The sequence below is a fragment of the Thermococcus chitonophagus genome (assembly GCF_002214605.1).
Classification (GTDB): Archaea; Methanobacteriota_B; Thermococci; order Thermococcales; family Thermococcaceae; genus Pyrococcus; species Pyrococcus chitonophagus.
This window is the reverse complement of the sequence record NZ_CP015193.1, coordinates 1,895,358-1,918,520: the sequence shown is the minus strand read 5'-3', so window position 1 is coordinate 1,918,520 and position 23,163 is coordinate 1,895,358. Positions and strand designations below refer to the sequence as shown.

Genomic DNA, 23,163 nt, shown 5'->3' with positions numbered 1-23,163 from the left:
GGTGAATTTCATGGCAGGGGAGAAGATCAGCATATTCGTCAAGGCAGACGTTGATCCAAAGGAGTACCTTAGGAAGATATTGTTACCTGGGCTAGCTGGCTCTGCAGTTATCTTTATTGCCATAAGCATCTTCAACAGGCTTGTGGCTCTCCCTACTGGTTTGAGGCTATTTATGTACTTAATTCCTATTATTCTAGCTCTCTACGTTGTTGCTTATCCATATCTAATGGCTGATTCCAAGAGGATAAGCATAAACTCAAAGTTGCCGTTCTTCATAACTTATTTCGCGGTACTCTCAACGAGTGAAATTGGGAGGAGTGACCTGCTCAGGGTTCTCGCGAGCGATCCAAAGCTTGGGGCAATAGCGAGTGAGCTTAAAAAAGTGTACATTATCGTTGACAAGCTCCACCGTTCGATGCCTGAAGCTTTTAGATTTCTAGCCAGAAGAACTCCAAGCAGGGTTTTTGCTGATTTCCTTGATAGACTCGCGTACTCTTTGGATAGTGGTGTTGAGCTGAAGGATTACCTATTCCAAGAGCAACAGACCGTTATGGACGACTTCCAGACGTTCTATGAAGGTGCCCTCTATGATCTCGATATATTCAAGGAGATATACGAATCAATTATAATCTCGGTGGTGTTTGCAGCGGCGTTCATAATTATAGGGCCCCTAATTACCGGCCAGAACATCGGTAGATTGGCTCTTTACCTTATCTTCTTGATTTTAGCCGCGGAGATTGGCACCCTGTTGGTTATAAAATACAGGATGCCCGAAGATCCAATTTGGGCTGAGATGAAGGTAAAAACACCCAGACAGGAGAGGATAAAGAAAGCCCTGATAATGTCAGTTGCCCTGATCCCGGTAGTTTTGCTTGTATACCTAGTTGTAATCAGGCCAAGGTTCGCTCTTCCTACCCCGTTCGTCATAGCCTTAACGTTAACTCCTCTCATGTACGTGGGGAACGTTATTAGGAAAGAGGAGGCATCGATATTCAGGAAAGATGAGAACTTTCCGGCTTTCATAAGGAGCTTGGCATCTTCCCTTGCTGCAAGTGGTGCATCCCTACTTCTCGTACTCAAGTACCTTAGTGCTCACGACTTTGGAACTCTAACTGAGGATATAAGGGCCCTCTACAGAAGATTAGCTGTAAGAGTAGACAGTCAGAGGGCTTGGGACTTCTTCATTGCTGAGACTGGCAGTTGGTTAATTGGAATATTCTCAGAGATATTTAGGGAGAGCCTAAGATTGGGTGCTGAACCAGATTACGTTGGTAAGGTTATAAGTAGGAACTTTGAGAGGCTGGTGAGACTGAGGAGGAAGAGGCAGCAAAGTGTGTCGAATTTTATAGGTATAATCCTTGGACTTACCGGTGCGTTTGCATTCTCTTTAGCTGCCTCATTCCAGGTTGCCGTCTCGATCAATGACCTTTTCAGCAGGTTGCAGATACCTACGGAGTACATCGGTGACATAATCCACGTTATTCCTCCAAGCGGTATGCAGCTCCTCACTATTTCAATGCTGGTTATGATGATAGCTCACTCACTGCTTTCTGCTATGGCAATAAAGGTTGCTGATGGTGGGCACATACTTGGATCTCTTTACTACTTTGTAATCCTTCTATGGGTCTTTGCTGCGGGAATGTACGTTGGACAAACGCTCATGGCTAAGTTCATGCACTTGGGTGGGGGAGAGATAATCTTATACCTACTGGGGGGATGAGAGATGAAGAAGACAATTGTGATATTACTAATGCTAATGTTCCTTCCTCAGGCTTTGGCGTCTTCATTTGTTGGTTGGATAGATATCGGGGAAAGGGTTACATATGGGAACGTAACGCTGGCTTTCTTGGACGTTGATCCTGGGAGGAGTATTTATGTCGCTGAAGAGGTTAACAATTCAGTTATGTACTACTCACTAATACCAAGGTCGATTTATAATCTCCCTATGGCAAATATTTCCATCTACAGGGTATTTTTAGGCGATCCAGTAAAGCTTTTTGTCAATGGTTCGTTTCCTCCTGTTTTTGTTGGTCAAGAAGTAAGGGTGGGCAACTTAACAATAAAAGTGAGCGATGTTACGCCTACTGGATTTGAGGTTGTTGCCTCATATGGTGGAGAGAGCAAGGTCTTCAAGACCTCTACCTTCACGTTTGCAAATTACACTGTAACAATAATTCCAAGGCCGTTGGTTTTCAAGGGGGAAGTAAAGATCGGGGATAATATAACGTACGAAAACATGAAGCTGGAGATAGAAAGCATAAACATGACGTTAGTGAATAATCAAACGAACAGCGTTATTACTGTTGGCTATGCTGGGAAGAGTTACAGGATAGAGGAGGGAGATACAGCTATAGTTGGAGATTTCATAGTGAAGTACATCGGGTTCAGGTGCATAATGGTCAACAACATGTGTGACCCCAGGATATTTATAGAGGTCTACCTCAGAGCCCTTGGAATCAGCGTGAGCTACGATCCTTCACGTGAGTTTACGGTCTATGAGGGGCATGACTACGTAATTTCCCCGTACATATTCCGAGTAAACGGAATAGCCGATGACATGGCGTATGTCTCTATTTTAAACTCCTGCTATGATGAGCTCGAGTCTGGAGTTTTGAACGCTAGTAAGGTATGGATAAGCCCGATAATCTACGATGGCCTAAGTGTTGGGCTTGTAGAGGTCAGTGAAGATCAAGATGGTGAAAAGGGAACTTTCATTACATTCTACAACCCGAAAGAAAAGCCTGGGTATCTGGCACTTCTGAACATAACTGTGATACCTCCATCTAGCTCTACTGCATTGGTACCAACTAAAGTTCAAGTGATCGTCCGAAATGTGGGGAATAGGCCAATATATGGAGGAATAGTTGAGTTTATTCCTGGGGCTGGATTTAGGGTTCTCAATGAGGCCGTGAGGTACATCCCATCTCTTGATCCTGGAAAGGAGAAAGTGTTTGAGTTTACTGTGGTTCCTCTCACTTCGGGCAGTCTGGCTTTGGGGAAAGTAAAGGGTGTTGCTCCGATTCCGTATCCCCTTGCCTGTGGAGGACTTAAATTCATGGAGTTCTCATCAAATGTGCCGAAGCTGAATGTTAAACCTCTTGCAGTTAATTTTGCGATAACGGCTCCACGTGAAGTTCCAGCTGGGTCTCCCTTTGATGTTAAGGTTAGTATAAAAGCACCTCAGGGATTCTTTGGAAATCTATCGTTGAGCCTTCCTAATGGTATGGGTCTATTGTCGAATGGTCATGTTCTTGGTGGTAATGTTGTTGTACCTGTTGGGCCGGGAACATCTGTAGTGAAGCTCGTTGCCGTGACTCCAGGAACTTATGTTCTAAAAGGTGAATTAATAGCATATGGAAAAGTCCTTGGAAGGGCGAACTTTAATGTAACAGTGCTGACGTCTAGTGGCCAGGTGTCCACCGTTACTAAGACGGTAGTCAAAACAAGAACTGTGACAATATCAAGTTCCATTGTTACAAAGAAAATTACAACAACTAAAACAGTTCAAATAACAAAAACTGTGCCGATCTCAAAGACCAGCATAGTAACTGAAACCCTTACAGCGACCTCAAGGTTTAGCTTATTAAGTCTAGGCTTAGGGATACTAATAGGAGCTGGAATAATCATCCTTATTGCTTGGATTCAGGCCCATCGGTCTTCATAGCCCACCATTCATAGATGACATTCCCATCAATTACGCCATAGATATCTACTCCGTCTATAGTATAATGGATTATAGGACTCCCAATAATTTTTGCAATTTTCTTTAAACTCCCTTCATTAGCAATGAAAACCCTAGATGTTATGCCAGTAGGGGTCCCGTCAATTGCATTAATTCTCCTTTTTGGTTTCGGTTTCCACACAATTAGAAGCGCAACTGCTGAGGCCAATGCGAGCAATGGAAATACAATCCGTGATGTTGAAACTTTCATGCCGAGGAACGAATTTTGAATGGTCTCCGTGTTGACTATGTTCTTCTTTTTCTCAAGCTCCGTCTCTCCTATATACGTGAGGCCACTTGTATCTTCGATAATTGGCATTTCCTGCTTAAATTCTCCCTCTTTTGTTCTAATTCTTGCAATTATCTTTACCTCGGTGGATATCCTAGGAAGTTCTAGCGCCTTTGCAAGCTCGCTCTTTCTGTTTCTAATTTCGGTCAAATTCACTTTGAAGCCCTGGGTAAATGTACCATTTGAAAATCTCCCTTTAACTGTGAATATTGTCTCATTTAATAGGTAAATCTTAGTTTTTCCTTTTGTTACGTAGTACGAGGACATTCCGGTAATGTAATATGATCCGGCTTCGCTTGGGTCTATGGAATAGGTGTAGTTAGCATATATCGTGTCAAGTATCCTTGTTGGGTAGTATTCTAAGCTGGCTATCCTGCCATAGACTGTATCATTAGTAAGGTATGCTGAGTGAGATAGCTCACCTTTTTGGACTATCTGTTCCACCAATTTTGTCTCTTTATAGCTCTCCTCCTTCATATACGCCGCCACACTCAGCAGGAGGAAAGTCAGGAATAGTGCCCCTAGGGCATGTTCTTTCTTAATCAATTTCTGCATCTCCTTTTATTATGGGGACAACAGCAACAGTGTCCCCTAATTGTTGCCCCCCCATTCTCCCAGCTTGCAACCACAAGATACTTGTGGCAGTGCTCAATTGTAATGTTTTCTCCAGGATATAGTGTTTCAATTTCTGTTTTACAGTGTTTGCAAGTAACCTGTAAATGAACGATTGTATCCATGTTGTTTGTTACTTTTATACTCCCATTTCCTAGGCAATCAACTTTTATCATTGGGTCATTTCCAATCTCAATCGTTACCTTCCTTTGGGCCCTATAGTAGCTAAATGTGGAAAAAGTTGGGAGAGTTAAGGCGAGCACTATTAGGACTAAACCAAATATCTTTCTTATCATTCTCAAAATCTCCTTGTAAATACTACCTCGGGATCCCCGAGGAGTGGTTCTATTGCGAGCAGGAGGAGGAATACTAGCATACCCTCAATTATTAGAGGCAGACGAGGATTTATCCTGTAAAGGTTATCTATTACCGAAATTGGGAGAATTGGATAGTATGAGGATATGCTGACCTTATCTGTATATATCCTAGTTTCTTTTGGTACAAGAATCTTTACTGGTATCGTTGCTTCTTCACGCCCTTTTAACATAAGCGTTGTAGTGTTAATGATCTTTCCACTAGCTATTACGACCATTGGAATCATTGAAGGGTTCTTTATTGTTAAGTTCTTTTCAATTGTGCTTCCTGGTAGATACCATCCCTCCCTCTGTCCTCCTGCGAGTGTTGAGGCGTATGTAATCTCTACTTCTCCCCAGCTCATTGAACCTATGAAGATCATTGTAATTGTAAGGAGCCCAGCAAGCCCTAGGTAAATCTGCTCTGTTGTTACTACTATTCTCTTTCTTTTCTTTCTCTTCATACCTGTATCGGATATAATCGATAGTATACCCAATGCACCAACTATAACCATGGTCGCTGAGGACGTAATGTACTTCCCCAGCCCAGGTATCTTTAATGGTCTCCCTCCAATAGTTATAACCTTTCCAATTATCTGATTTTTTGGTATAGGAGCGTTTTTGCCGTCTTGTTGGTCGGTTGCGACGTTATTATCTCCTTTTGTTATATATCCTTTCTCAGTTATGGCATAGACTCTGTGAACGGTCCATCTGCCAGAAAGGTTGAAAACTATTATATCCCCAATGTCTCCTTTTGAAAATGGATTTATGAAAAACACGTCCCATTTCTTTAGAGTTGGATACATGCTTTCAGAGTATACATATGAAACAAAGACGGGCCTCCCAACTAGGAATCCAATTGTCGAGGGAACTATTAGCCCAAGGATTATTGCTAGAATTAAAATATCGGAGGCCCTCATAGCTTGAACCACCAAGAGTTAAAAAGAGGAGCAAAGGCTCCTCACCTAGTACATTCACCTGCTTCGGTGTTAATATCCAACTGGAATTGCTCACTGCCAAGGTTCTTTCCATAGTTGTTGAATATCATCCCTATTTTTACGGGACTTCCATGATATACAGTAACACTAATGTTTCCAGCAGGCCCAGCTGTTGGGTTATCAAATGATCCTGCAAATACCTGTACTCCATCACTGGCCTTCACTTCTACACAAATTGGATAGTCTTGATCTGCATTTTCCCATAGTTCGTTGCTAATCTCAAACATTTCCTCAAATACGTACGTGCTGTCTGGGCTGAGGCCACTTCCATATCCTGGGTAATGTGGGTTGTTTGATGAGATTTCAATTGTCATTTTTCCATTGTTCAGATATACATAAGGCTGAAGTGGAGTCAAGTCAATAAGCTCGTTGTCATCTGCTACGATAGCGACATTTACATCTCTACTTGCTTCGAAATACCTGAAGTTGGCTCCAGCGCCAACGGCTAACATTAGCCCTGCAAAGAACAGGGCAAACCCAAATAATTTATTCATTTCTCATACCTCCTTCATGGCTGCCCGCACTTGCCTGCCAAGTAAGCAGGCTCAGTGCCAAGCCTGTATGCTTTAATCTCAATATCTCCGGTCCAAGTATCACCTGGACTGTCACCATTTGCTGACAAGTCAATTCCTATCTTAACTGTGGCATTGTTAGGAACTACAAAACAGACCCAGTCTCTTGCTGAATCGCTAGCTGATGCTTTTACACCATCATATGCTGAATAGACATCACCATCTGCCCCGTATAGTTCTATGTGGCTGTTTGTTGACTTTATTTCTACTACGATGTCCATGTCTTCCCAAAGGTGGTTGCTTACTCCAAAAACTTCATCAAAGTTGTACTCTGATGCAGGGCTTATGCCGTCCCCGTATCCTGGGTAATTTGGATTGTTCGTTGAGAAATCTATGACGAGTTTTCCCGTAGTTTGATTGATATATGAATAGGGCTGTATGGGAGTTAAGTCAATGAGCTCCGTGTCATCTGTTACTATGTCCCAGTGTACGCTTCTGCTGGCATTGTAGTCGCTAAATGTGGCCCCAGCCCCAAGAACAAGGCCGAAAACGGCCACTAGACCAAATATGGCAAGTCCAAATTTATTCACCTTTTCCATCTCCAAATACTCTTGGACCCGTATATGGGTCCAATCTGATTGTAGTCCTGAACAAGTATATAGGTAGTTTTAAATTAACCAAGAAGTAATCAATGGTTACCGTAGGAAAAAGATGTTAACTATTGCCCCGAAGCCTTAATCCAGTGAAGAACTGCAAGAGCAAGAAGGAGAAGTGCTATTATAACGCCGTCATTGCTCTTTCTAATGAGGGAAGCGATGAGGGCTGCACCTGAGAACACTACATAAATAATTGGCCAGAAATTTAGTGTATCTCTTGTTTTCATGTATCTTTCTACCTCTTGTGGGATCTTTAGGAGTTCAACGTTCCCTCTCTCAACTTTAATTATGCCCTCTCTTTCCATTTTTGGCAGGTGAGTTTGAACTAGGCTCACATATATACTCTTTCTATGTCTTCTCGTGTTGTTCCCTTCTAACTCTGCAATATAATCAACTATCTTTCCAATTTCGGCTTTTCCATGATTCTGTTTTAGACATTCAATTACCCATATTCTTCTTTCATTACCTAGAATAGTTCTAGAGGATTGGGCATAAACGAACAATATTGGAAATGTCATAATGTTTCACCTTTCATTTAAGTTCCCTTTGGTCTTATATTAACCTTTTGGAGTCACTTTCAGTTTTTATCTTTCTAGATAGGACCGTAAAGTTTAAAAGCCCTGCTTATCGAGAGAAAAATGGCTGTAGCCCCGTGGTGTAGCGGCCAAGCATGCGGGACTCTGGATCCCGCGACCGGGGTTCGAATCCCCGCGGGGCTACCATATAATTTCTGCTCTTCTGAGTGTATCCTTATGGATGGTTAAAATTTATAAGGCCCGAGTGAGCCCTCTATGATGGAGCGGGGGTTGCCGAGCCTGGTCAAAGGCGGGGGACTCAAGATCCCCTCCCGTAGGGGTTCCGGGGTTCAAATCCCCGCCCCCGCACCAATCGTCTAAAAATCTTAGTATTCTATAACGTCGGAATGGTTACAGCGTCTAATTTCTTTCCCCATGTTGAGTGGCTCTCATTTGAGGGTTACATCGAAATGTCCTCTGTTTTGCTTATCCATTAGAGCGAGGATGTAATAGGCACCTTAATGCGCATAAATATTTAACCTTTATCGAAACTTATCATGGTGGTTGCATGAACTTGGTTAGATTTGGAGTCTCCATACCTGAGGAGCTCTTAGAAAAGTTCGACCGGATAATCGAGGAGAAAGGCTACGCCAACAGGAGCGAGGCGATAAGGGATCTAATAAGAGACTTTATAGTAAGGTATGAGTGGGAAGTTGGAAATGAGGAAGTTGCAGGAACGATAACAATGGTTTATAACCACGATGAGGCCGATGTTGTAAAAGAGTTACTTGACCTGCAACACGAGTATCTAGACGAAATCGTGGCAAGTCTTCATGTTCACATGGATGAGCACAACTGCTTAGAGGTAGTGGTTGTTAAGGGAGAGGCCAAGAAAATAAAGAGGATTGCCGATAGGCTTCTAAGCCTAAAGGGAGTTAAGCACGGCAAACTTGTAATGACAACTACTGGGAAGGAGCTCGTCTAGCGAAAGTTTTATTAACCTTTTCTTACTAAAACCCCTTTGAAGTCAATAGGTTTAAATTGAGCAGAAACCAAAATAATAATTGTCAGGAGGTGACCAGGAATGGTCGGAATACAAGTACAGGAAGTTATGACCGACAAGTATGCCAAGATAGATATAAACGCGCCTCTTTCTGAGGCGATTGGAATTATCGAGAAGGAGGATCCGGATCTAATTCTTGTGTTCGATGGTAACGTGTACAAAGGCGTCCTAACCCAGGATTTGATTATAAGATCTCACCTCAAGTGGGATCCAACTAAGGCAAAGGTTAGGGACGTGTATAAGCCGGCCCCCGTTGTTAAGCCTAACGATGATCTAAGCCACGCAGCTAAGCTCATGCTTGAGACTGATTTAAGATCCCTTCCCGTTGGTGAAAGCAAGGCGGAGATAATGGGTGTAATAAGCGATATGGCCCTTCTCGAGAGGGTCGTCGCTGAAGAGTTCGGTAAGAGGAAGGTAGAGGAGTTCATGACTAAGGACGTTATAACCTTGAGCCCAGATGACACCGTTGCAAAGGCCCTAGCTACAATGAGAGATCATGGCATCTCAAGGATCCCAGTGGTTGATGAGGAAGGAAAGCTTGAGGGCCTCGTAACGCTCCACGACCTAATAATAAGGTTCATCAAGCCAAGATTTAGGGCCCAGGCAGGAGAGCTAGTCGGAGAAAAGATACCTCCCTTTAGCATGAAGCTTAGGGAGGCAATGATAAAGGGTGTCATAACTATACTGCCAGATGCCACCGTTAGAGAGGCTGTAGCAACGATGAAGGACAACAACATAGACGGTCTAATTGTGGTGGATGAGAACAACAAGGTCGTTGGAGTGCTCACGGTTAAGGATCTCCTGTTACCAATATCAAGGATGGTCGAGAAGGAGGCTAGATTCTACTTACAGCTAGGTGGTGACGCTTCAGCCCTGAGCGAGTTCACAAGAGAGAGGATAATCAACGACATAAAGAGGTTCGTCGACGGTTACTCTGACCTCTTAGGCAACGAGGGAATAATCTACCTCTACATAAGGAGGTTCAACGAGAAGTTCAGGGGAGTCCACCTATATCAGGCAAGGATGAGGGTAGTTACCGACAGGGGAGTTTTTGTGGCTAAGGGAGAAACCTGGGGTGCCATTCAAGCTGTGCACGATGCCATAAGGGCAATTGAGAGGCAGCTCCTCCAGAAAGCTGAACTTGAGAGGGACATCCGCTACGCCAAGAGGTTCATAGAAAAGCTTGAGCTCTGGCGCTGAGCTTCCTTAAATAGCTTTCTTGACTTTTCTATCAATTTTGAATTGTTAAGCCTCTTTCCTTCTTCTAAAAGTTCAAAGGAGAAAAACTTTAGTAATCTTATGAATTTTCCTGGGTTTCTATACTTTAAGTCCTCAAATATGAGATTAAGCATTGGGAAAGAGTCTTCTTCTGGGAGCAGGAGTAGTAGCCTATAAGCCAGAAGAACCTTATCTATAGGTCTAACTACCTTTGTAACATCATGGTTCTTCCCCAGGAAAAAGAGTAGCCTAGGTAGTGGCCCTCCTACCTTTATCCTCTCCAAAATCTCAACGGCTTTATCAACTTCTCCCCTGTCTAAGTACTCAAGAGCTATGTACTCTAAAAGTGAAGATTTGAAAGGTTCAGAAATGTGTTCAGGAGCAAGATTCTCCTTTGGCAACTCTTCCATTTCTGGACTTTTTACGTTCCCGTTTTCTCCTCCCACTTCGACGACTTCATTGAAAAACTCTTCTGGAGTTTTAATTATCTCTGCATCTACTAGGAATTTTCCATTTTCATACTTGACTCCCTCTGGAAGGGGCTTGAGTAACTCAATGTCTGCCTCATCTAATCCTAAATCGCTCAGTTTTATCTCAACAATATTCCTGCTCTTAAGAGCATCGGCTATAGCGGAGCTTATCCTCTTTAAGGCTTTCTTCTTTGTGTAAGAATCTGGAATTAACTTGGCGCTCTCAACGGCATCTTTAAACTTCTCCATCTTCGAAAGCTCATAGGATAAATAGAGGAGGGTTTCGCTCCTAAGTGAGGTAATTGGGATTGAACTAGCTATCTCTCTCGCCTTTTTAGGATCGCTCTTGACTAACTCCTGGGAGATCCACTTTAGGGCGTAGGAACGCCAATATTGATCCTTTATTTTTTCAGATAAGTACAGTGCTTTATCAATATCTCTACTCTCAATAGCCTCTTTTACCTTTAACAAATCTTCTATCATCATGATTTATTTGCCCTCCAGGAATAAAATGTTTTGGTGGTGAGGATGAGGCCGAAGGTCTTCATTACGAGGGAGATTCCAGAGAATGGAATAAAGTTGCTTGAGAAAGAGTTCGAAGTTGAGGTATGGGAGGAAGAAAGGGAGATATCCAGGAAGGTGCTCTTGGAGAGGGTTAAAGACGTTGACGCGTTAGTTACGATGTTAAGCGAGAAAATTGACAGGGAAGTGTTCGAGAATGCCCCGAGGCTTAGGATAGTCGCTAATTACGCAGTTGGCTACGATAACATCGACGTTGAGGAGGCCACAAAGAGGGGAATTTATGTAACGAACACGCCAGATGTCCTTACCGATGCAACGGCCGATCTAGCGTTCGCTTTACTGTTGGCAACGGCAAGGCACTTAGTCAAGGGAGATAAGTTCGTTAGGACGGGAGAGTGGAAGAGGAAAGGAATTGCATGGCATCCAAAATGGTTCCTGGGTTACGACGTTTATGGTAAAACGATAGGAATAGTAGGCTTTGGGAGGATAGGGCAGGCCGTGGCGAGAAGGGCTAAAGGATTCGGAATGAGAATCCTCTACTACTCAAGGACAAGGAAGCCTGAAGTGGAGAAAGAACTGAATGCAGAGTTTAAACCCTTGGAAGAACTCTTGAGGGAGAGCGATTTTGTTGTCTTGGCAGTTCCCTTAACGAAGGAAACCATGTACATGATAAACGAGGAGAGGCTTAAGCTGATGAAGCCTACGGCAATACTGGTGAACGTAGCTAGGGGCAAGGTCGTTGATACTAGGGCATTGATAAAGGCCCTGAAGGAGGGGTGGATAGCTGGGGCTGGACTTGACGTCTACGAGGAGGAGCCGTACTACAATGAGGAGCTCTTCAGCCTTGAGAACGTGGTTCTAACTCCACATATAGGAAGTGCAACCTTTGGGGCTAGAGAGGGGATGGCTGAGTTGGTTGCGAGGAATTTGATAGCATTCAAGAGGGGAGAAGTTCCTCCAACCTTGGTGAACAGGGAGGTCATCAAGATTAGGAAGCCTGGATTCTTCTGATAATTCTTTTGTCGAAAGCCATATAAACTTGTGTGACACATGTGCTACAGTGATGGGGAGATGAAGACTTTAATTAAGAAGAAAAAATCGGCAAGAAAAACTGTACACATGAGTGTTAGAGTTCCGGAAAATGTCGTCAAGGCTATTGAGATATTGGTAGAGCTTGGCTTCTTTAAAGACAAGAGTGACTTTGTTAACTATGCCCTTCAGGAAACGCTGAAAGAGTATCTTTCAAATGTAAGGATTAAGATGACTCCTGAATTAGTTGAGAAGTACTTTGAGTTACTAGAGGAAGCAAGTCCAAAACTTTCTGAGAAAGAAGTTCTTAAAATTCTGGAGGAAGTCCGGAAATGAAAAGAAAGAGAGTTGTCGTCGATACAAGCGTTATAGTCTCGGCGGTATTGGGGAATCCCAAAGTGGCGCCGGCGAAGATCTTGAAACACATGTTTGCTGGAAAATTTGAGGCGTATTCTTCGAACGAGGCAATGAAAGAATTGTATGACGTCCTCTTCAGTAATAAGATTCTGAAGCTCCTTGGAGGTAATGCGGAAATCGCAATTTTGACGTATCTTTTTGTGAATAGCTCTGTTATCTTAGTGAATCCAAAAGAGCAAGTTCTTCTATGTAGGGATCCGAAGGATAACAAGTTTTTAGAAATAGCTTATGAAGCCAAAGCTGAATACATAGTGACCTTGGATAATGACCTCCTTGATTTAAGGGATGAAAACAAGGAAGTTCAAATATATGGGCATAGAATAAAAATCTTAAGGCCTGAAGAGTTTCTTGAAACAAAATAATCTAAAGCGATGATGAGCTCCATCCCTGTCTGAAAAAATGATGAATGTAGCGCGCTCTGAGCTACTCCTTCATTATCTTCTCCACGTCGAAGCCTTCCTCGTACTTCTTGAGCTTCCTCTCGAAGAACTCAATGAATAGTTTGTACCTCTTCATCCTGTGCTTCGGACTTCCTGTGATGCTGTGGCCGTGCGGACCGCGCTTGAATATCGCAATGTAAGCTTCCTTCCCTAAGTCCTTGAGCACGTGGTAGAACATCACCGACTGATCAAGCGGACAGCGGTAGTCCTCGAGGGAGTGTATGAGCAGTATTGGAGCTTTGACATTCTTTGCGTAGAACAATGGGCTTAACTTCCTAAAGTTCTCGTTCTCCAGTGGGTTTTCTCCTATAACCTCTTTGTCGAACCAGAGGCCTATATCGGAGAAGGCATAGCTGGTCAGCCAGTAGCTTATGCCGTTCTCGCTTATTCCCGCCTTGAACAGCTCGGATTGGGTTAGGGCCCAGTTGGTCATGAATCCTCCGTAGCTTATTCCAGTAATACCAACCCTCTCCCTATCGGCTTGGGGCTCAAGCTTGAAGAACTCTTCTATCCCGTTCATTATATCCTGGAAGTCCTCTAGGCCAGTTCTAGTTAGAACTCTCAGTGCAAAGTCTTCGCTGTAACCGTTGCTTCCTCTCGGGTTGACGAAGACTATGTAGTAGCCCTTGCTGGCCATTAACTGCATCTCGTACTTGAAGTAATAACCGTACATCCCCTTAGGTCCACCATGGACGAAGACTATTACTGGGGCCTTCTCTCCCTCCTTGATCTCCGGCTTTATGTACCATCCATCTATCTCAAGGTCGAGCGACTTAAAGCGGAAGTGCTTTGGCTCGTACGTTTTGAGCTTCTTGAATATCAGCCCGTTGTAGTCCGTTAGCTGTCTCTCTTCTCCGTCCCAGACGTAGAGCTCCCTTAGCCTTGTAGCTGTTTCCTTTAGATAGACAACTACCTTATCAACATCAAACCCCATTATCCAGTGCTTTCCTTTTGCTATCTCCTTAATCTCACCATCCCAGACGTAAAGGTTAACGCTACCCTCCTCGTACAGCGTAAAGTAGACTTTTCCATCCTTAATCTTTGCCTGCCCTGCTTCCCTGTCGATCTCCTCCATTATTCCGGTAACCTTGCCGTCTTCGTAGATGTAAAGCTTGTCGTGCTCGCTCATGTACTTCTTCTCTGGCTTTCCGTAGAGGAGAATTCTCTTGCCGTCGGAGTCTACAGCTTGGAACGAAACCTTCTCAAATATCTTCTCCTCTTCTCCATCCTTCCAGATGTATATGTCCCAGAACTTGAAGTACTGTGGAATTCCCTTCCTGTGCGGAACGTTGACAACTATCGAATTTCCATGCCATATTCCTAATGAGAACCTGGGCTTTTCGAACTCTTCTATTATCTCCTCTGCTTCGGTATCTAAGATCCAGAACGTTGTCTTCTCCCCATCAAAGAAGCCTAGCCTGTCAAACCACACCGGAACGTCATCCTCAAATACGAAGTCTTCATCGTCCCTCCTCTTGAACCCTACAACTAGGAGCCTCCTTGAATCTTCGTTCCACTCTACTGACTTTACGTTCTTAGCCTCGAGGACTTTCTTTGCGGTAAGGGTCTCTATGTCGGCAACCCAGATTTCGCTTTTCTTTTTCTCCTCGTTGGCTCTCATGAACGCTATTCTCTTTCCATCTGGGGAGATCCTGGGCATTGAGGCGTTCTCTATGTACTTTCTCTTTCCAGTTTCTAGGTCTTCAATTACTATCGTACTCTCGTACTTGTTGCTTTCAAGGTTCGCCTTTGTTAGTACGTAGGCCGCTAGATTGCCTTTGGTTCTGGGGTCGCCTAAATATGCGAACTTTGTAAAGGTCTTCTCATTCCATTCGATGCCACTCATAACGGTATCACCAAAACCTAATTGCATCAATCCCTATTAAGCTTTTCTTTGTACAATTCTATCCATATTGCCGACATTATCAGGAGTGCCCCTAAGTAGCCTTTTATTGAAAGAACCTCTCCCAGGGTTATAAGGGAGAATAAATGCCCGAATACAGGTTCGGCAGAGTAGAGTATTGCCGCTCTATAGGGTTCAACCTTGGGCTGGTACTTAACCTGAGCGAAGAACGCTAATGCCGTGGCGAATATTCCGGTGTAAAGGATTGCAAGGAGAACGCTCTCCTTTGGCATTTGTAAGCCTTCAACAATTAGAGCGTAGGACGTCGAAAGCATGGCATTCCAAAAGACCTGCCAAAAGGCTATTCCTATTCCATACCTGCTGAAATACTCCACGAGAACTATCTGGAAGGCGAAGCTTAATGCCGCTATCATTGTAAGGAGATCCCCATAGTTTAAGGACAGCCTCGCGTTGGAAATTAGGTAAAGGCCAATGATGGCTAAAGATAGAGCAATGGAATCTTCGGCCTTTATTCCCTTCCTTAGGATTAAATAAGCGACAAAAGGGGTAAAAACGACGTAGAGGGAAGTTATAAAGGCCGAGTTTGAAGCTGTAGTGTACTTTAGTCCAACGATCTGAAAACCATGCCCTAGGAATAGGGTTATCCCCAAAATTAACCCAGGAATTACTTGATGTCTTTTCAACTTCTTTCTTAGGGAAATGAACATTATTACTGAAGCTGTCCAAAATCTTAGGGCTATGAAAGTAAGTGGAGGGAAGCTAGCGACAGCTACCTTCATTATAGGAAACGTTGAACCCCAGATTACCGAGAGACTAAGGAGGATTAGTGAAGCTCTTGTCTTCTCCTCCATGTTTAAAGCTTTGAAAACAGCCTCCTCTTAACCTCTTCGCTTTCTATTCTTGGTATTATTATCTCCCTAACTGCCTTGACTTCTCCTAGTTCAGCTAGTTTTTCAGCTATTTTTGCAAGGGCCTCATCTCTTACCTTTGGATCTCTTATCTTTTCTGCGAATTCAATCGCTTTCTGGAATTCGTCTAGTTCAGTAAGAATCTCAACTGCTCTTTTCATATCCTTGTCCTCAGTATTTGAATTTTCAAGCTCTTTAAGCGCCATTTCGAGTAGTTCATGCTTTATTGGCATGTTATTTTCTTTTGCCCAAAGTGTCATTTCCAAAAGGACAATACCCCTCTTATCTCTGCTAAACCTCTCATGGGCTTTGTAAATTGCCTGTTTGAATCTTCCTTCATAGCTTAGCTTCCTTATCTCTGGATCCCTAGTTAATGAAAATATCTTTGCGAGCCTTATCTTCTTCTCTAGAACACCTGCTCTTTGACCTACCTTCAGCTTATCGAATATGTCATAAGCCCTCTCATAAAATTTGAGTGCAATATCTGAAGGCAATTCGTCACCAGTTTTTTCTATTATATCTGCTAAGCTCAATATGAGGTCTGTTTTCCTCGAAACTTCAATATCCAGGTCTATTATCTGGTCGAATGAATATTCAAATGTTTCAAATGCGGAATCATAAAAACCCGCTTTTGCTAGTCGATTACCAATGAGCATTGCAGATACTGCGGCGCTATACTGATCAAGTTTATTTAAAAGCTCGATGGCTTTATTAAAATACTCAGTTGAGCTTTCATAATCTCCCATTTTGGCCAGAGCCATCGCTATTTCAGAATATCCAATTATCTTGTCATCAGGTTTTTTGATAGACTTCTCCAGAATATAAAGAGCATCATCAATAAGCTCAAAGTTTCCAGTTACCATGCTTGCTTTAGCTAGGACAATGACTTTTTCAATGTCTTCAAGCACATCGAGGTATTGTAATGCCTCTTCAATAAGTCCCTTCTCTATCATATTTACAATTTCCTTAATGTCCATGCTTTTCATTTGGCAGTTCTAGTTATTAAATACTTCTCCTTCGGTAAGCTTTAAGTTCTATTTGTGAACTAATGGGTGATGCTGACGATTGGTCTTTACAACACTTATGATACAAAAAAGCTTCATGAAGCTCATATAAGGGCAATAGCTAGAGCTGCTCCTGTCGCTTATGCTTTTAATTTTCATTTGGCACTGATTGGATTTCCCTTCAATGAAGATGATCCGAAAATAATAGCGGAGAATGTAGCTTCTACTACGACCATAGGAGAGGGCGGTAGGTATTTACTGGAGCTTTCTAAATCAAATAAATTTCACATCTTAGAATTTCCCAGGAGGGGCTTTCCACCTCAATTTGGGATCTCCATTGCTACAACCTCTTCTCCTTCCTCTGAAAAGAGTATAAGTGCTCTGAAAGTTGCAGAGGATGCACTCCGTGGAAAAAGCTTCTTCTTGATAATAGGGTTGGGAAGACATGGTTTACCAAAGGAAATACTTAAGATGTCAAGGTATCACCTTGACATAACTGACGGAAAAGGAGTCAGTCTTGAAACATGTACTGCTATAGGTATAATCCCTGCAAAAATTAGAACGCTGATGGAGGCTTTAAAATGGAGGGGGCAGTTAAGGAAGTTATATCCACGGCTCTAATAATCCTTGTGGCCCTTGGGCTTTACTCTGGCCTTAGGCTCGTTCTTCATACTAACATGCCTTTGGTAGTTGTGGTTAGTGGATCTATGGAACCTGTTTTCTATAGGGGGGATGTTGTCGTTCTTGAGGGAGTAAAGCCTGAAGATGTTAAGATTGGTGATGTTGTCGTGTATAAAAGCCCCCTAGCAAAATATCCAATAATCCATAGGGTCAGGGAGATTAAGGAGATAGTAGTTAATGGTAGGGAGGAGTTGTGTTTCGTAACATGGGGGGATAATAATCCCATTCCAGACTTATATCCAACACCCGCAGGAGTTTTGGATTGTGTGCCCCAGCAGGCGATAGAGGCTAAAGCTCTTCTCGTAATTCCTAAGATAGGATGGATATCGATAAAGCTTAGGGAAATATTCGGTCTTGGTGGATGAAGAAAGGGTAGGTAGCTGAGCTGTGATGAGCTAATCGGCCCCTGACACCGAGCAAAGATTTAAATTTTTTACTGTCTTATCCCTCAGGGTGATACACCATGACAGGGTGGGAGAGCTTATATAAGGATGCAATCGAGAAGGCAATAAAATCAGTTCCAAAGGTTAAAGGAGTTCTCCTAGGCTATAACACAAACATAGATGCCATAAAATACCTAGACTCTAAGGATCTCGAAGAGAGAATAGAGAAAGTCGGTAAGGAGGAAGTATTAAAGTACTCCGAAGAGCTTCCAGAAAAAATCACTTCAATCCCGCAGCTTCTCGGTTCAATTCTCTGGAGCATTAGGAGGGGCAAAGCTGCGGAGCTATTTGTTGAAAGTTGTCCTGTCAGATTCTATATGAAGAGATGGGGCTGGAATGAGCTCAGGATGGGAGGTCAGGTAGGGATAATGGCCAACCTCTTAGGTGGAGTTTACGGCGTGCCTGTTATAGCTCATGTCCCCCAGATTTCAAGGTTACAGGCGAGCCTCTTCCTCGATGGGCCAATATACGTCCCCAAAGTTGAAGATGGCAAGGTTAAGCTCGTTCATCCTAAGGAATTCCAGGGAGATGAGGAGAGTTGTATTCACTTTATCTATGAGTTCCCCAGGGGCTTTAAGGTATTTGAGTTTGAAGCCCCAAGGGAGAACAGGTTCATTGGGGCTGCGGATGACTACAACACGACACTCTTCATAAGGGATGAGTTTAAGGAGAGCTTTGGGGAAATAGTAGAGAGTGTTCAGCTTGCAATAATCAGCGGACTGCAGGCTCTGACAAAGGAAACCTATAGTGAGCCTATGGAAACAATAAAGGCTCATCTCGATGTTCTTAACGAGAAGGACATCCCAGCCCATTTGGAGTTCGCATTTACACCCGATGAGCTGGTTAGAAAGGAAATCATAAAGATCTTAGGCAAGTTCTACAGCGTTGGCTTGAATGAAGTTGAACTCTCCTCCATAATGGAGGTAATGGGGGAGAAAGAGTTAGCTGAGAAGTTGCTAGCTCACGATCCAGTAGACCCAATAGCTGTAACTGAGGCTATGTTAAAACTCGCCAAGGAGACAGGGGTTAAGAGGATACACTTCCACACCTATGGCTACTACCTCGCACTAACAGAGTACAGAGGAGAATATGTTAGGGATGCGCTGTTGTTTGCCGCATTGGCTGCTGCGGCAAAGGCGATGAAGGGCAACATTACAAGCCTAGAGGAGATAAGGGATGCCTTAAGCGTTCCGGTAAACGAAAAGGCGCAGCAGGTTGAGGAGGCTCTCGTGAAAGAGTACGGTATGAAGGACGGAATAGCGGAGGTTGAAGGCTACCAGCTGGCTTTCATACCCACTAAGATAGTTGCCAAGCCAAAGTCAACCGTTGGAATTGGAGATACTATTTCAAGTTCCGCCTTCGTTGGGGAGTTCTCCTTTACCCTTTGATCTATTTTTATTCGAAAACTTTTTAAATCGGTTTTAGGGGAGATGCTAATGGGCTGCCCCGGTGGTGTAGCCCGGTCAAACATGCGGGCCTTTCGAGCCCGCGCCCCGGGTTCAAATCCCGGCCGGGGCACCAGAATTCTCTCAATAACAACTTCTGGAGGATCTTCTCCAAAGAAAATCCACCTCAACGTTTGGTTTATGAATTTGGACTTGTTTAGAGCAAAACTCTCCATGGCACCGACCACCTCCTCATCGAGGGTGATATGTAAGCGTTTCTTTCGCCTCTTTTTGCCAAAACATCTTTTGTGAGAGCCCCTTTCTGGAGTGGCCACTTTGCCCACTTTGACCCACCAATTTGTGTGCCACTATTGAGTATATATTGACTACCATGGGAATCACCTCTGGAATCCTAGGTCTTTAGCCATTCTGAATATTCTCTTCCAAGCTTGATCATTCTGCTTGAGAAGCACTTTAAGAAGGCTTATGTAATCCTTATCAGATAAAGAAGAGCATGTTCTCTCACGTGCACATTCATAGTCTGGAATCCATCTATAGTAGCATTCTTAGTATCATTGGGCTTATCCTAATGAGCTTGGCTAAAAGCTTTGGGCTTTTTAAAATGGCTTTTATCGTCTGAACATGATCATCAAAACTAGCACTTTTTTCTATGATTTCCCTTGCTTCTTCACTTCCAAGAATTTCAAAAACTTCCTCTATACTCTCTTGGGACATTTTCTCAAACAGTTTCCTGACTCTTAACCCAAAGCTGATCTGGTTTCTGACCCACGAGCATTCTTTTTCGTATTTTGAGATATCCCCCTTTAATATCTCCCGTGCAAGAACCCTAGCACAATACGCTCCAAAAACTATCCCTCCAGCTGTTGTGGGTTTTATCTGGAGAGCTGCATCTCCCAAAAGGGCAACGTTTTCCTTAACCCAGGGTTTCCGCCATCCTAAAATTACAGCACCTGTTTTAAATTCAAGTATTTTCCCTCCCTCTAGTCTCCTGAGTTTGAGGAATTTAGCTAATGAATCTATTGGGCCGAACGTTCCAACTCTAGCTTCTTCCTCGTTTATCGGAGCTACCCAGAGGAAAAACTCTGGGTTTATTTCCTTGTTGACCCAAACTTCGACCTTATCTCTCCTGAAGTTGCCTAACACTTCTAGTTCCCACCCTCTTAGGACTTCTCCTTCTGTTTTGGCGTTAATTTCCCTTGCGACAGTGCTATTTATGCCATCTGCCCCCACATAGAAGTCTGCCCGAATTGCAAACTTTGAATCAAGATGCTGAACTATGGCCTTTCCATCCCTGAACCCTAGAAAATTAGTTGCCAGATAATATTCAGCGCCCTTTCTCATAGCTTTCTTTGCAAGTTCTCTCTCCAAGGTCTTTCTATCAACCAAATAGGCTTGAGGTGTTCGCCTTTTTATTTCAAATACTGTTTTTTTGGAAATAAAAAATGCACCATTAAATGCGTTCAACACGGCCTTCTCGGGTAATCCCAGAGCTTCGTACATTTCCGCTCCAATTATTCCCGTACATGCCTTTCCTCCGAATGAACCTTTTCTCTCTATTACTGCAACATCCATTTTTCCTGCTAGTAACCCTGCGAGGTAATTACCTGCAGGACCCCCTCCGATTATCAGCACGTCATACTTCATTCTCCTCGCCTCTTGTCCATAAACTATTTTAGCCTAAATCTCTGAGATATGAATCTGGAGGGGAAGTGATGAGGAGGGCTCTGCTCATACTTATCATTCTTATTTTAATGCCTTTCGTAAGTGCACAATTTGGCCAATTTAAGTGTGAAGGAGAAGTTATAGGGCTTACTGGCTCCACTACTTCGGGGGAGTTTTACCTAGTTAATAGTCTTAAGGTAAAGTTTTCATATGTTTCAATAAAGCAGGTTAAGTTTTTTGACAGCGCTGGAAATGAAGTTGAAGGATTTGACATAGAGTTTCAAGATATGATAATAAGATTCTGGTCTCCCGATGAAAAGAAGCCGATTAGATACTCCCTCTACGTAGACAAGAATGTTGAACCCGGAGATTACACACTGTACCTGTTCATGTGGGGATTTACTGAGACTGGGCAACTCTATCTTATCTCTGCGTATGTTCCCGTGGAAGTAAAGAGTAGGCCTCTGGTATTTTATGAAGCAATGTCTTTCATAAAAGAGAAGCCAAATTCAAAAGTCGCTTTAACAGGTGACACAATTGTTGTGTACTCTCATGTTAGAAATCTGGCAAGCGTCCCAATAAATGTCACCGCTAAGGCTCAGTTGCTGTCTCAGACTGGCAAAGTAGTGGTCTCGAGAGTCGCTACGCAAAAAATAGAACCTGGGGACAATGTTATTAGATTCGAGATAAAAATTCCAGATCCCCTGCCTCCCGGTGTCTATGAGTTAAAATACGAAATATCATATGAGAGGGGGGTGTATGAGTATTCTAAGCAGTACTGGGTTGAGATTGGTATTTCCCTCGTTAATATGTCGATAGAAAGTACCAATGTCCTTCAAGGGGAGGAAAATTTTGCATACTTAGTAGTTTCTTCGGACAGATATTCTACGGTTGAAGTGCAGTTGAGAGTTTATGCCCCAGATTTCTCCTTCTCAAATTCAACGACATATGATGTGGCCCCTGGATCTAACATTCTAAAGCTTAGACTTCCCACTGAAAAACCCGGAAGGCATGATATCACTGTTAGCGTTTTATACAAAGGGCTGAAGGTAGGGGAGTCCTCTGGAAGCTACCTCGTTGTAGGGTTTCCTACTCTCAATGCCTCAGCAAATGGTAAAGTACTAACCGTAGTTATTACGAACCCGAATACAATTTCATTATCTGGAACTCTCGAGTATCGTATAATTTGGAGCGATGGATCAGTTGTTAAGGGAGTTGAAACGCTTATGCTACCTCCCGGTGAGTTCAATTTCCAGGTAAACCTTTCGAAGAGAGGGAACTTCAGGTACTTTATTATCTTAGATGTTCTAGGAAGGGAGGTTGAAGTCAAGGGTATTGGGTCAATACTTCAACCGACAACTTCGAGTTCGGTTAGCTCCACTTCCTCTGAAAAAACGACTACCTCGGAGACCCTAGTGACATATGCCAATACAACAACTTCGACTTCCATGGCAGCTGTGGCATCGTCTTCTAAGAAGAGCATCATAGTAGTGTTGGTTATAGTCGTTGTAATAGGTGCTGTGGCTGGATACAGCTGGTTCAATGATCCAAAGAGAAAGAGGAGAAAAAGGAAAAAGCCAAAGAGAAAATCTCCACTGGGGAGGAAGTGAAACATGGAGAGAGTTGAGAAGATAATTGAGTTCGAGATAGCGAGAATTAACTCCCACTTACCCAGGAGAAGAGAAAGTCTTTTGAGGCTTATTTCAATGGACGATCCTAGGATACAGCTGAGAGACGGTAGCTATCACTACTTTAAGCGGGACGAGCTCATGTTTCTAAGGTCGATTCTAGATGAGGAAGATGCTGAAAAGCTTAAGCTACCAATAGTGCTTGAGATAAGTACAGTTGACAGGGGGAGCTTTATAGTTAGGGGAAGAGTTGAGGTTAGAGTAATAAAGAGGGTACTTGGGATGGAAGAGGGGTATGAGGAAGGAACAGTGCTGAGACTTCCTAGGTATTATCTCCCAAGGATAAGGAGGAAACTCCCCACAACGACTGTTCATGCATTCATAGTGGAGTGGTAGCCTATGGATAAAACTCTATTGAGGTATTATGCATTCACGATTCCTCATGTGACGATATTTGCGGGGGCTGTCTTTGGAATCCTCCTACTCATGAGGGTTAATCTTAAGCTGGCCGTGGGTATATTTTCAACTTTATATGGTCTAATGCTCATGATAGTTGGCCTTATAGTTCGGGAGCATTTCTGGAATTCTCGAATTTACAAGCTAAGTTTACTTGCCTACATCTCCCTTTTTCTCGCTGGAATTTTCATCATATACTCGTCAATATTTGGACATTAAACAGCCTATTTTGAACATCTTCTTGTATAGTGCAATCTCAACGTGCACATTTTGTCTATTGTTTAATGTTCACGACT

24 protein-coding genes and 3 tRNA genes are annotated in these 23,163 nt (G+C 43.1%); 16 read left to right on the top strand and 11 right to left on the bottom strand.

Annotated features, from left to right (window positions below; all coding sequences use genetic code 11):
* Nucleotides 1–10: 10 nt before the first annotated feature.
* Both flaJ and A3L04_RS10600 read left to right on the top strand, forming a co-directional pair.
* Complete coding sequence (flaJ, locus tag A3L04_RS10605) at nucleotides 11–1,720, top strand: archaellar assembly protein FlaJ (RefSeq protein WP_068577928.1); 1,710 nt, start codon at nucleotides 11–13, stop codon at nucleotides 1,718–1,720.
* A 3-nt stretch (nucleotides 1,721–1,723) separates the two neighbouring features.
* On the top strand, nucleotides 1,724–3,664 hold the full coding sequence (locus A3L04_RS10600) for a hypothetical protein (RefSeq protein ID WP_068577926.1): 1,941 nt from the start codon (nucleotides 1,724–1,726) through the stop codon (nucleotides 3,662–3,664).
* Here the strand turns inward: A3L04_RS10600 and A3L04_RS10595 are convergent.
* The 6 genes from A3L04_RS10595 to A3L04_RS10570 all read right to left on the bottom strand — a co-directional run bounded on the left by A3L04_RS10595 (nucleotide 3,630) and on the right by A3L04_RS10570 (nucleotide 7,659).
* A complete protein-coding gene (locus tag A3L04_RS10595; protein WP_068577923.1) occupies nucleotides 3,630–4,565 on the bottom strand; it encodes a hypothetical protein in 936 nt (311 codons plus the stop codon). The two genes, A3L04_RS10600 and A3L04_RS10595, sit on opposite strands and share 35 nt — an antisense overlap.
* Nucleotides 4,553–4,918 carry a hypothetical protein gene (locus A3L04_RS10590; RefSeq protein WP_068577921.1) on the bottom strand — a complete coding sequence of 122 codons (366 nt, stop codon included), beginning with the start codon at nucleotides 4,916–4,918 and terminating at the stop codon, nucleotides 4,553–4,555. Before A3L04_RS10590 ends, A3L04_RS10595 begins: the two co-directional genes overlap by 13 nt.
* Before the next feature lie 2 nt (nucleotides 4,919–4,920).
* Nucleotides 4,921–5,895: a signal peptidase I gene (locus tag A3L04_RS10585; protein ID WP_068577919.1), complete on the bottom strand. Its 975-nt coding sequence runs from the start codon at nucleotides 5,893–5,895 to the stop codon at nucleotides 4,921–4,923.
* Nucleotides 5,896–5,936: 41 nt separating this feature from the next.
* Complete coding sequence (locus tag A3L04_RS10580) at nucleotides 5,937–6,467, bottom strand: DUF1102 domain-containing protein (RefSeq protein WP_088859132.1); 531 nt, start codon at nucleotides 6,465–6,467, stop codon at nucleotides 5,937–5,939.
* A 14-nt stretch (nucleotides 6,468–6,481) separates the two neighbouring features.
* Complete coding sequence (locus A3L04_RS10575; protein ID WP_068577916.1) at nucleotides 6,482–7,084, bottom strand: DUF1102 domain-containing protein; 603 nt, start codon at nucleotides 7,082–7,084, stop codon at nucleotides 6,482–6,484.
* A gap of 119 nt (nucleotides 7,085–7,203) precedes the next feature.
* Nucleotides 7,204–7,659 (bottom strand): DUF7344 domain-containing protein, encoded by a 456-nt coding sequence (locus A3L04_RS10570; RefSeq protein ID WP_068577914.1) that lies wholly within the window; start codon nucleotides 7,657–7,659, stop codon nucleotides 7,204–7,206.
* Nucleotides 7,660–7,787: 128 nt separating this feature from the next.
* On the opposite strand from A3L04_RS10570, the gene A3L04_RS10565 reads away from it, so the two are divergent.
* The 4 genes from A3L04_RS10565 to A3L04_RS10550 all read left to right on the top strand — a co-directional run bounded on the left by A3L04_RS10565 (nucleotide 7,788) and on the right by A3L04_RS10550 (nucleotide 9,919).
* Nucleotides 7,788–7,863: transfer RNA gene (locus A3L04_RS10565), tRNA-Gln, on the top strand.
* A 77-nt stretch (nucleotides 7,864–7,940) separates the two neighbouring features.
* A tRNA-Leu gene (locus A3L04_RS10560) sits at nucleotides 7,941–8,028 on the top strand.
* Nucleotides 8,029–8,224: 196 nt separating this feature from the next.
* Nucleotides 8,225–8,641, top strand: a complete 417-nt coding sequence (gene nikR / locus A3L04_RS10555; protein WP_068577912.1) for a nickel-responsive transcriptional regulator NikR — start codon at nucleotides 8,225–8,227, stop codon at nucleotides 8,639–8,641.
* Between the two features lie 99 nt (nucleotides 8,642–8,740).
* A complete protein-coding gene (locus A3L04_RS10550) occupies nucleotides 8,741–9,919 on the top strand; it encodes a CBS domain-containing protein (RefSeq protein WP_068577910.1) in 1,179 nt (392 codons plus the stop codon).
* Here A3L04_RS10550 and A3L04_RS10545 read toward each other — a convergent pair.
* Entirely contained in the window at nucleotides 9,877–10,890 is a 1,014-nt protein-coding gene (locus A3L04_RS10545) for a hypothetical protein (protein WP_068579567.1), read from the bottom strand. The two genes, A3L04_RS10550 and A3L04_RS10545, sit on opposite strands and share 43 nt — an antisense overlap.
* 45 nt (nucleotides 10,891–10,935) lie before the next feature.
* On the opposite strand from A3L04_RS10545, the gene gyaR reads away from it, so the two are divergent.
* From gyaR to A3L04_RS10530, 3 genes are read left to right on the top strand one after another with little or no spacing between them, the layout of a single operon-like run.
* Entirely contained in the window at nucleotides 10,936–11,940 is a 1,005-nt protein-coding gene (gene gyaR, locus A3L04_RS10540) for a glyoxylate reductase (protein WP_068577908.1), read from the top strand.
* 60 nt (nucleotides 11,941–12,000) lie between these two features.
* Nucleotides 12,001–12,294, top strand: a complete 294-nt coding sequence (locus A3L04_RS10535) for a ribbon-helix-helix domain-containing protein (protein ID WP_068577905.1) — start codon at nucleotides 12,001–12,003, stop codon at nucleotides 12,292–12,294.
* The gene (locus tag A3L04_RS10530; protein WP_068577904.1) at nucleotides 12,291–12,737 is read left to right on the top strand and encodes a putative toxin-antitoxin system toxin component, PIN family; all 447 of its coding nucleotides are present in this window, start codon (nucleotides 12,291–12,293) and stop codon (nucleotides 12,735–12,737) included. The genes A3L04_RS10535 and A3L04_RS10530 overlap by 4 nt, the downstream gene beginning before the upstream one ends.
* Nucleotides 12,738–12,798: 61 nt before the next feature.
* Here the strand turns inward: A3L04_RS10530 and A3L04_RS10525 are convergent, their stop codons facing one another.
* Genes A3L04_RS10525 through A3L04_RS10515 form a run of 3 tightly spaced genes read right to left on the bottom strand, consistent with a single transcriptional unit; the run spans nucleotide 12,799 to nucleotide 16,564 of the window.
* Nucleotides 12,799–14,661: a S9 family peptidase gene (locus A3L04_RS10525; protein ID WP_068577901.1), complete on the bottom strand. Its 1,863-nt coding sequence runs from the start codon at nucleotides 14,659–14,661 to the stop codon at nucleotides 12,799–12,801.
* Between the two features lie 26 nt (nucleotides 14,662–14,687).
* The gene (locus A3L04_RS10520) at nucleotides 14,688–15,530 is read right to left on the bottom strand and encodes a DMT family transporter (protein ID WP_068577899.1); all 843 of its coding nucleotides are present in this window, start codon (nucleotides 15,528–15,530) and stop codon (nucleotides 14,688–14,690) included.
* Nucleotides 15,531–15,532: 2 nt separating this feature from the next.
* Nucleotides 15,533–16,564 (bottom strand): tetratricopeptide repeat protein, encoded by a 1,032-nt coding sequence (locus A3L04_RS10515; protein WP_084448881.1) that lies wholly within the window; start codon nucleotides 16,562–16,564, stop codon nucleotides 15,533–15,535.
* 78 nt (nucleotides 16,565–16,642) lie between these two features.
* Here A3L04_RS10515 and A3L04_RS10510 point away from each other — a divergent pair, with 78 nt between their 5' ends.
* The 4 genes from A3L04_RS10510 to A3L04_RS10495 all read left to right on the top strand — a co-directional run bounded on the left by A3L04_RS10510 (nucleotide 16,643) and on the right by A3L04_RS10495 (nucleotide 19,236).
* Nucleotides 16,643–17,212 (top strand): DUF531 family protein, encoded by a 570-nt coding sequence (locus tag A3L04_RS10510; RefSeq protein WP_068577895.1) that lies wholly within the window; start codon nucleotides 16,643–16,645, stop codon nucleotides 17,210–17,212.
* Complete coding sequence (locus A3L04_RS10505; RefSeq protein WP_068577893.1) at nucleotides 17,173–17,637, top strand: signal peptidase I; 465 nt, start codon at nucleotides 17,173–17,175, stop codon at nucleotides 17,635–17,637. The genes A3L04_RS10510 and A3L04_RS10505 overlap by 40 nt, the downstream gene beginning before the upstream one ends.
* 98 nt (nucleotides 17,638–17,735) lie before the next feature.
* Entirely contained in the window at nucleotides 17,736–19,103 is a 1,368-nt protein-coding gene (locus A3L04_RS10500) for an ADP-specific glucokinase (RefSeq protein WP_068577891.1), read from the top strand.
* A 55-nt stretch (nucleotides 19,104–19,158) separates the two neighbouring features.
* A tRNA-Glu gene (locus A3L04_RS10495) sits at nucleotides 19,159–19,236 on the top strand.
* 416 nt (nucleotides 19,237–19,652) lie between these two features.
* Here A3L04_RS10495 and A3L04_RS10490 read toward each other — a convergent pair.
* Nucleotides 19,653–20,765 carry a geranylgeranyl reductase family protein gene (locus A3L04_RS10490; RefSeq protein WP_068577890.1) on the bottom strand — a complete coding sequence of 371 codons (1,113 nt, stop codon included), beginning with the start codon at nucleotides 20,763–20,765 and terminating at the stop codon, nucleotides 19,653–19,655.
* Between the two features lie 68 nt (nucleotides 20,766–20,833).
* On the opposite strand from A3L04_RS10490, the gene A3L04_RS10485 reads away from it, so the two are divergent.
* Genes A3L04_RS10485 through A3L04_RS10475 form a run of 3 tightly spaced genes read left to right on the top strand, consistent with a single transcriptional unit; the run spans nucleotide 20,834 to nucleotide 23,086 of the window.
* The gene (locus A3L04_RS10485) at nucleotides 20,834–22,393 is read left to right on the top strand and encodes a COG1361 family protein (RefSeq protein WP_068577889.1); all 1,560 of its coding nucleotides are present in this window, start codon (nucleotides 20,834–20,836) and stop codon (nucleotides 22,391–22,393) included.
* 3 nt (nucleotides 22,394–22,396) lie between these two features.
* Nucleotides 22,397–22,807 (top strand): DUF61 family protein, encoded by a 411-nt coding sequence (locus A3L04_RS10480; protein WP_068577888.1) that lies wholly within the window; start codon nucleotides 22,397–22,399, stop codon nucleotides 22,805–22,807.
* 3 nt (nucleotides 22,808–22,810) lie between these two features.
* A complete protein-coding gene (locus tag A3L04_RS10475) occupies nucleotides 22,811–23,086 on the top strand; it encodes a hypothetical protein (RefSeq protein ID WP_068577883.1) in 276 nt (91 codons plus the stop codon).
* The last annotated feature ends 77 nt before the right edge of the window (nucleotides 23,087–23,163 follow it).

Coding starts and splice junctions, on each gene's coding strand:
- A3L04_RS10510 (WP_068577895.1), top strand. CDS start 16,643: ATGCTGACGATTGGTCTTTACAACACTTATGATACAAAAAAGCTTCAT.
- A3L04_RS10600 (WP_068577926.1), top strand. CDS start 1,724: ATGAAGAAGACAATTGTGATATTACTAATGCTAATGTTCCTTCCTCAG.
- A3L04_RS10485 (WP_068577889.1), top strand. CDS start 20,834: ATGAGGAGGGCTCTGCTCATACTTATCATTCTTATTTTAATGCCTTTC.
- A3L04_RS10525 (WP_068577901.1), bottom strand. CDS start 14,661: ATGAGTGGCATCGAATGGAATGAGAAGACCTTTACAAAGTTCGCATAT.
- nikR (WP_068577912.1), top strand. CDS start 8,225: ATGAACTTGGTTAGATTTGGAGTCTCCATACCTGAGGAGCTCTTAGAA.
- A3L04_RS10575 (WP_068577916.1), bottom strand. CDS start 7,084: ATGGAAAAGGTGAATAAATTTGGACTTGCCATATTTGGTCTAGTGGCC.
- A3L04_RS10480 (WP_068577888.1), top strand. CDS start 22,397: ATGGAGAGAGTTGAGAAGATAATTGAGTTCGAGATAGCGAGAATTAAC.
- A3L04_RS10590 (WP_068577921.1), bottom strand. CDS start 4,918: ATGATAAGAAAGATATTTGGTTTAGTCCTAATAGTGCTCGCCTTAACT.
- A3L04_RS10545 (WP_068579567.1), bottom strand. CDS start 10,890: ATGATAGAAGATTTGTTAAAGGTAAAAGAGGCTATTGAGAGTAGAGAT.
- A3L04_RS10505 (WP_068577893.1), top strand. CDS start 17,173: ATGGAGGGGGCAGTTAAGGAAGTTATATCCACGGCTCTAATAATCCTT.
- A3L04_RS10550 (WP_068577910.1), top strand. CDS start 8,741: ATGGTCGGAATACAAGTACAGGAAGTTATGACCGACAAGTATGCCAAG.
- A3L04_RS10530 (WP_068577904.1), top strand. CDS start 12,291: ATGAAAAGAAAGAGAGTTGTCGTCGATACAAGCGTTATAGTCTCGGCG.
- A3L04_RS10595 (WP_068577923.1), bottom strand. CDS start 4,565: ATGCAGAAATTGATTAAGAAAGAACATGCCCTAGGGGCACTATTCCTG.
- gyaR (WP_068577908.1), top strand. CDS start 10,936: ATGAGGCCGAAGGTCTTCATTACGAGGGAGATTCCAGAGAATGGAATA.
- A3L04_RS10475 (WP_068577883.1), top strand. CDS start 22,811: ATGGATAAAACTCTATTGAGGTATTATGCATTCACGATTCCTCATGTG.
- A3L04_RS10520 (WP_068577899.1), bottom strand. CDS start 15,530: ATGGAGGAGAAGACAAGAGCTTCACTAATCCTCCTTAGTCTCTCGGTA.
- A3L04_RS10570 (WP_068577914.1), bottom strand. CDS start 7,659: ATGACATTTCCAATATTGTTCGTTTATGCCCAATCCTCTAGAACTATT.
- A3L04_RS10490 (WP_068577890.1), bottom strand. CDS start 20,765: ATGAAGTATGACGTGCTGATAATCGGAGGGGGTCCTGCAGGTAATTAC.
- A3L04_RS10535 (WP_068577905.1), top strand. CDS start 12,001: ATGAAGACTTTAATTAAGAAGAAAAAATCGGCAAGAAAAACTGTACAC.
- A3L04_RS10580 (WP_088859132.1), bottom strand. CDS start 6,467: ATGAATAAATTATTTGGGTTTGCCCTGTTCTTTGCAGGGCTAATGTTA.
- A3L04_RS10515 (WP_084448881.1), bottom strand. CDS start 16,564: ATGGACATTAAGGAAATTGTAAATATGATAGAGAAGGGACTTATTGAA.
- flaJ (WP_068577928.1), top strand. CDS start 11: ATGGCAGGGGAGAAGATCAGCATATTCGTCAAGGCAGACGTTGATCCA.
- A3L04_RS10500 (WP_068577891.1), top strand. CDS start 17,736: ATGACAGGGTGGGAGAGCTTATATAAGGATGCAATCGAGAAGGCAATA.
- A3L04_RS10585 (WP_068577919.1), bottom strand. CDS start 5,895: ATGAGGGCCTCCGATATTTTAATTCTAGCAATAATCCTTGGGCTAATA.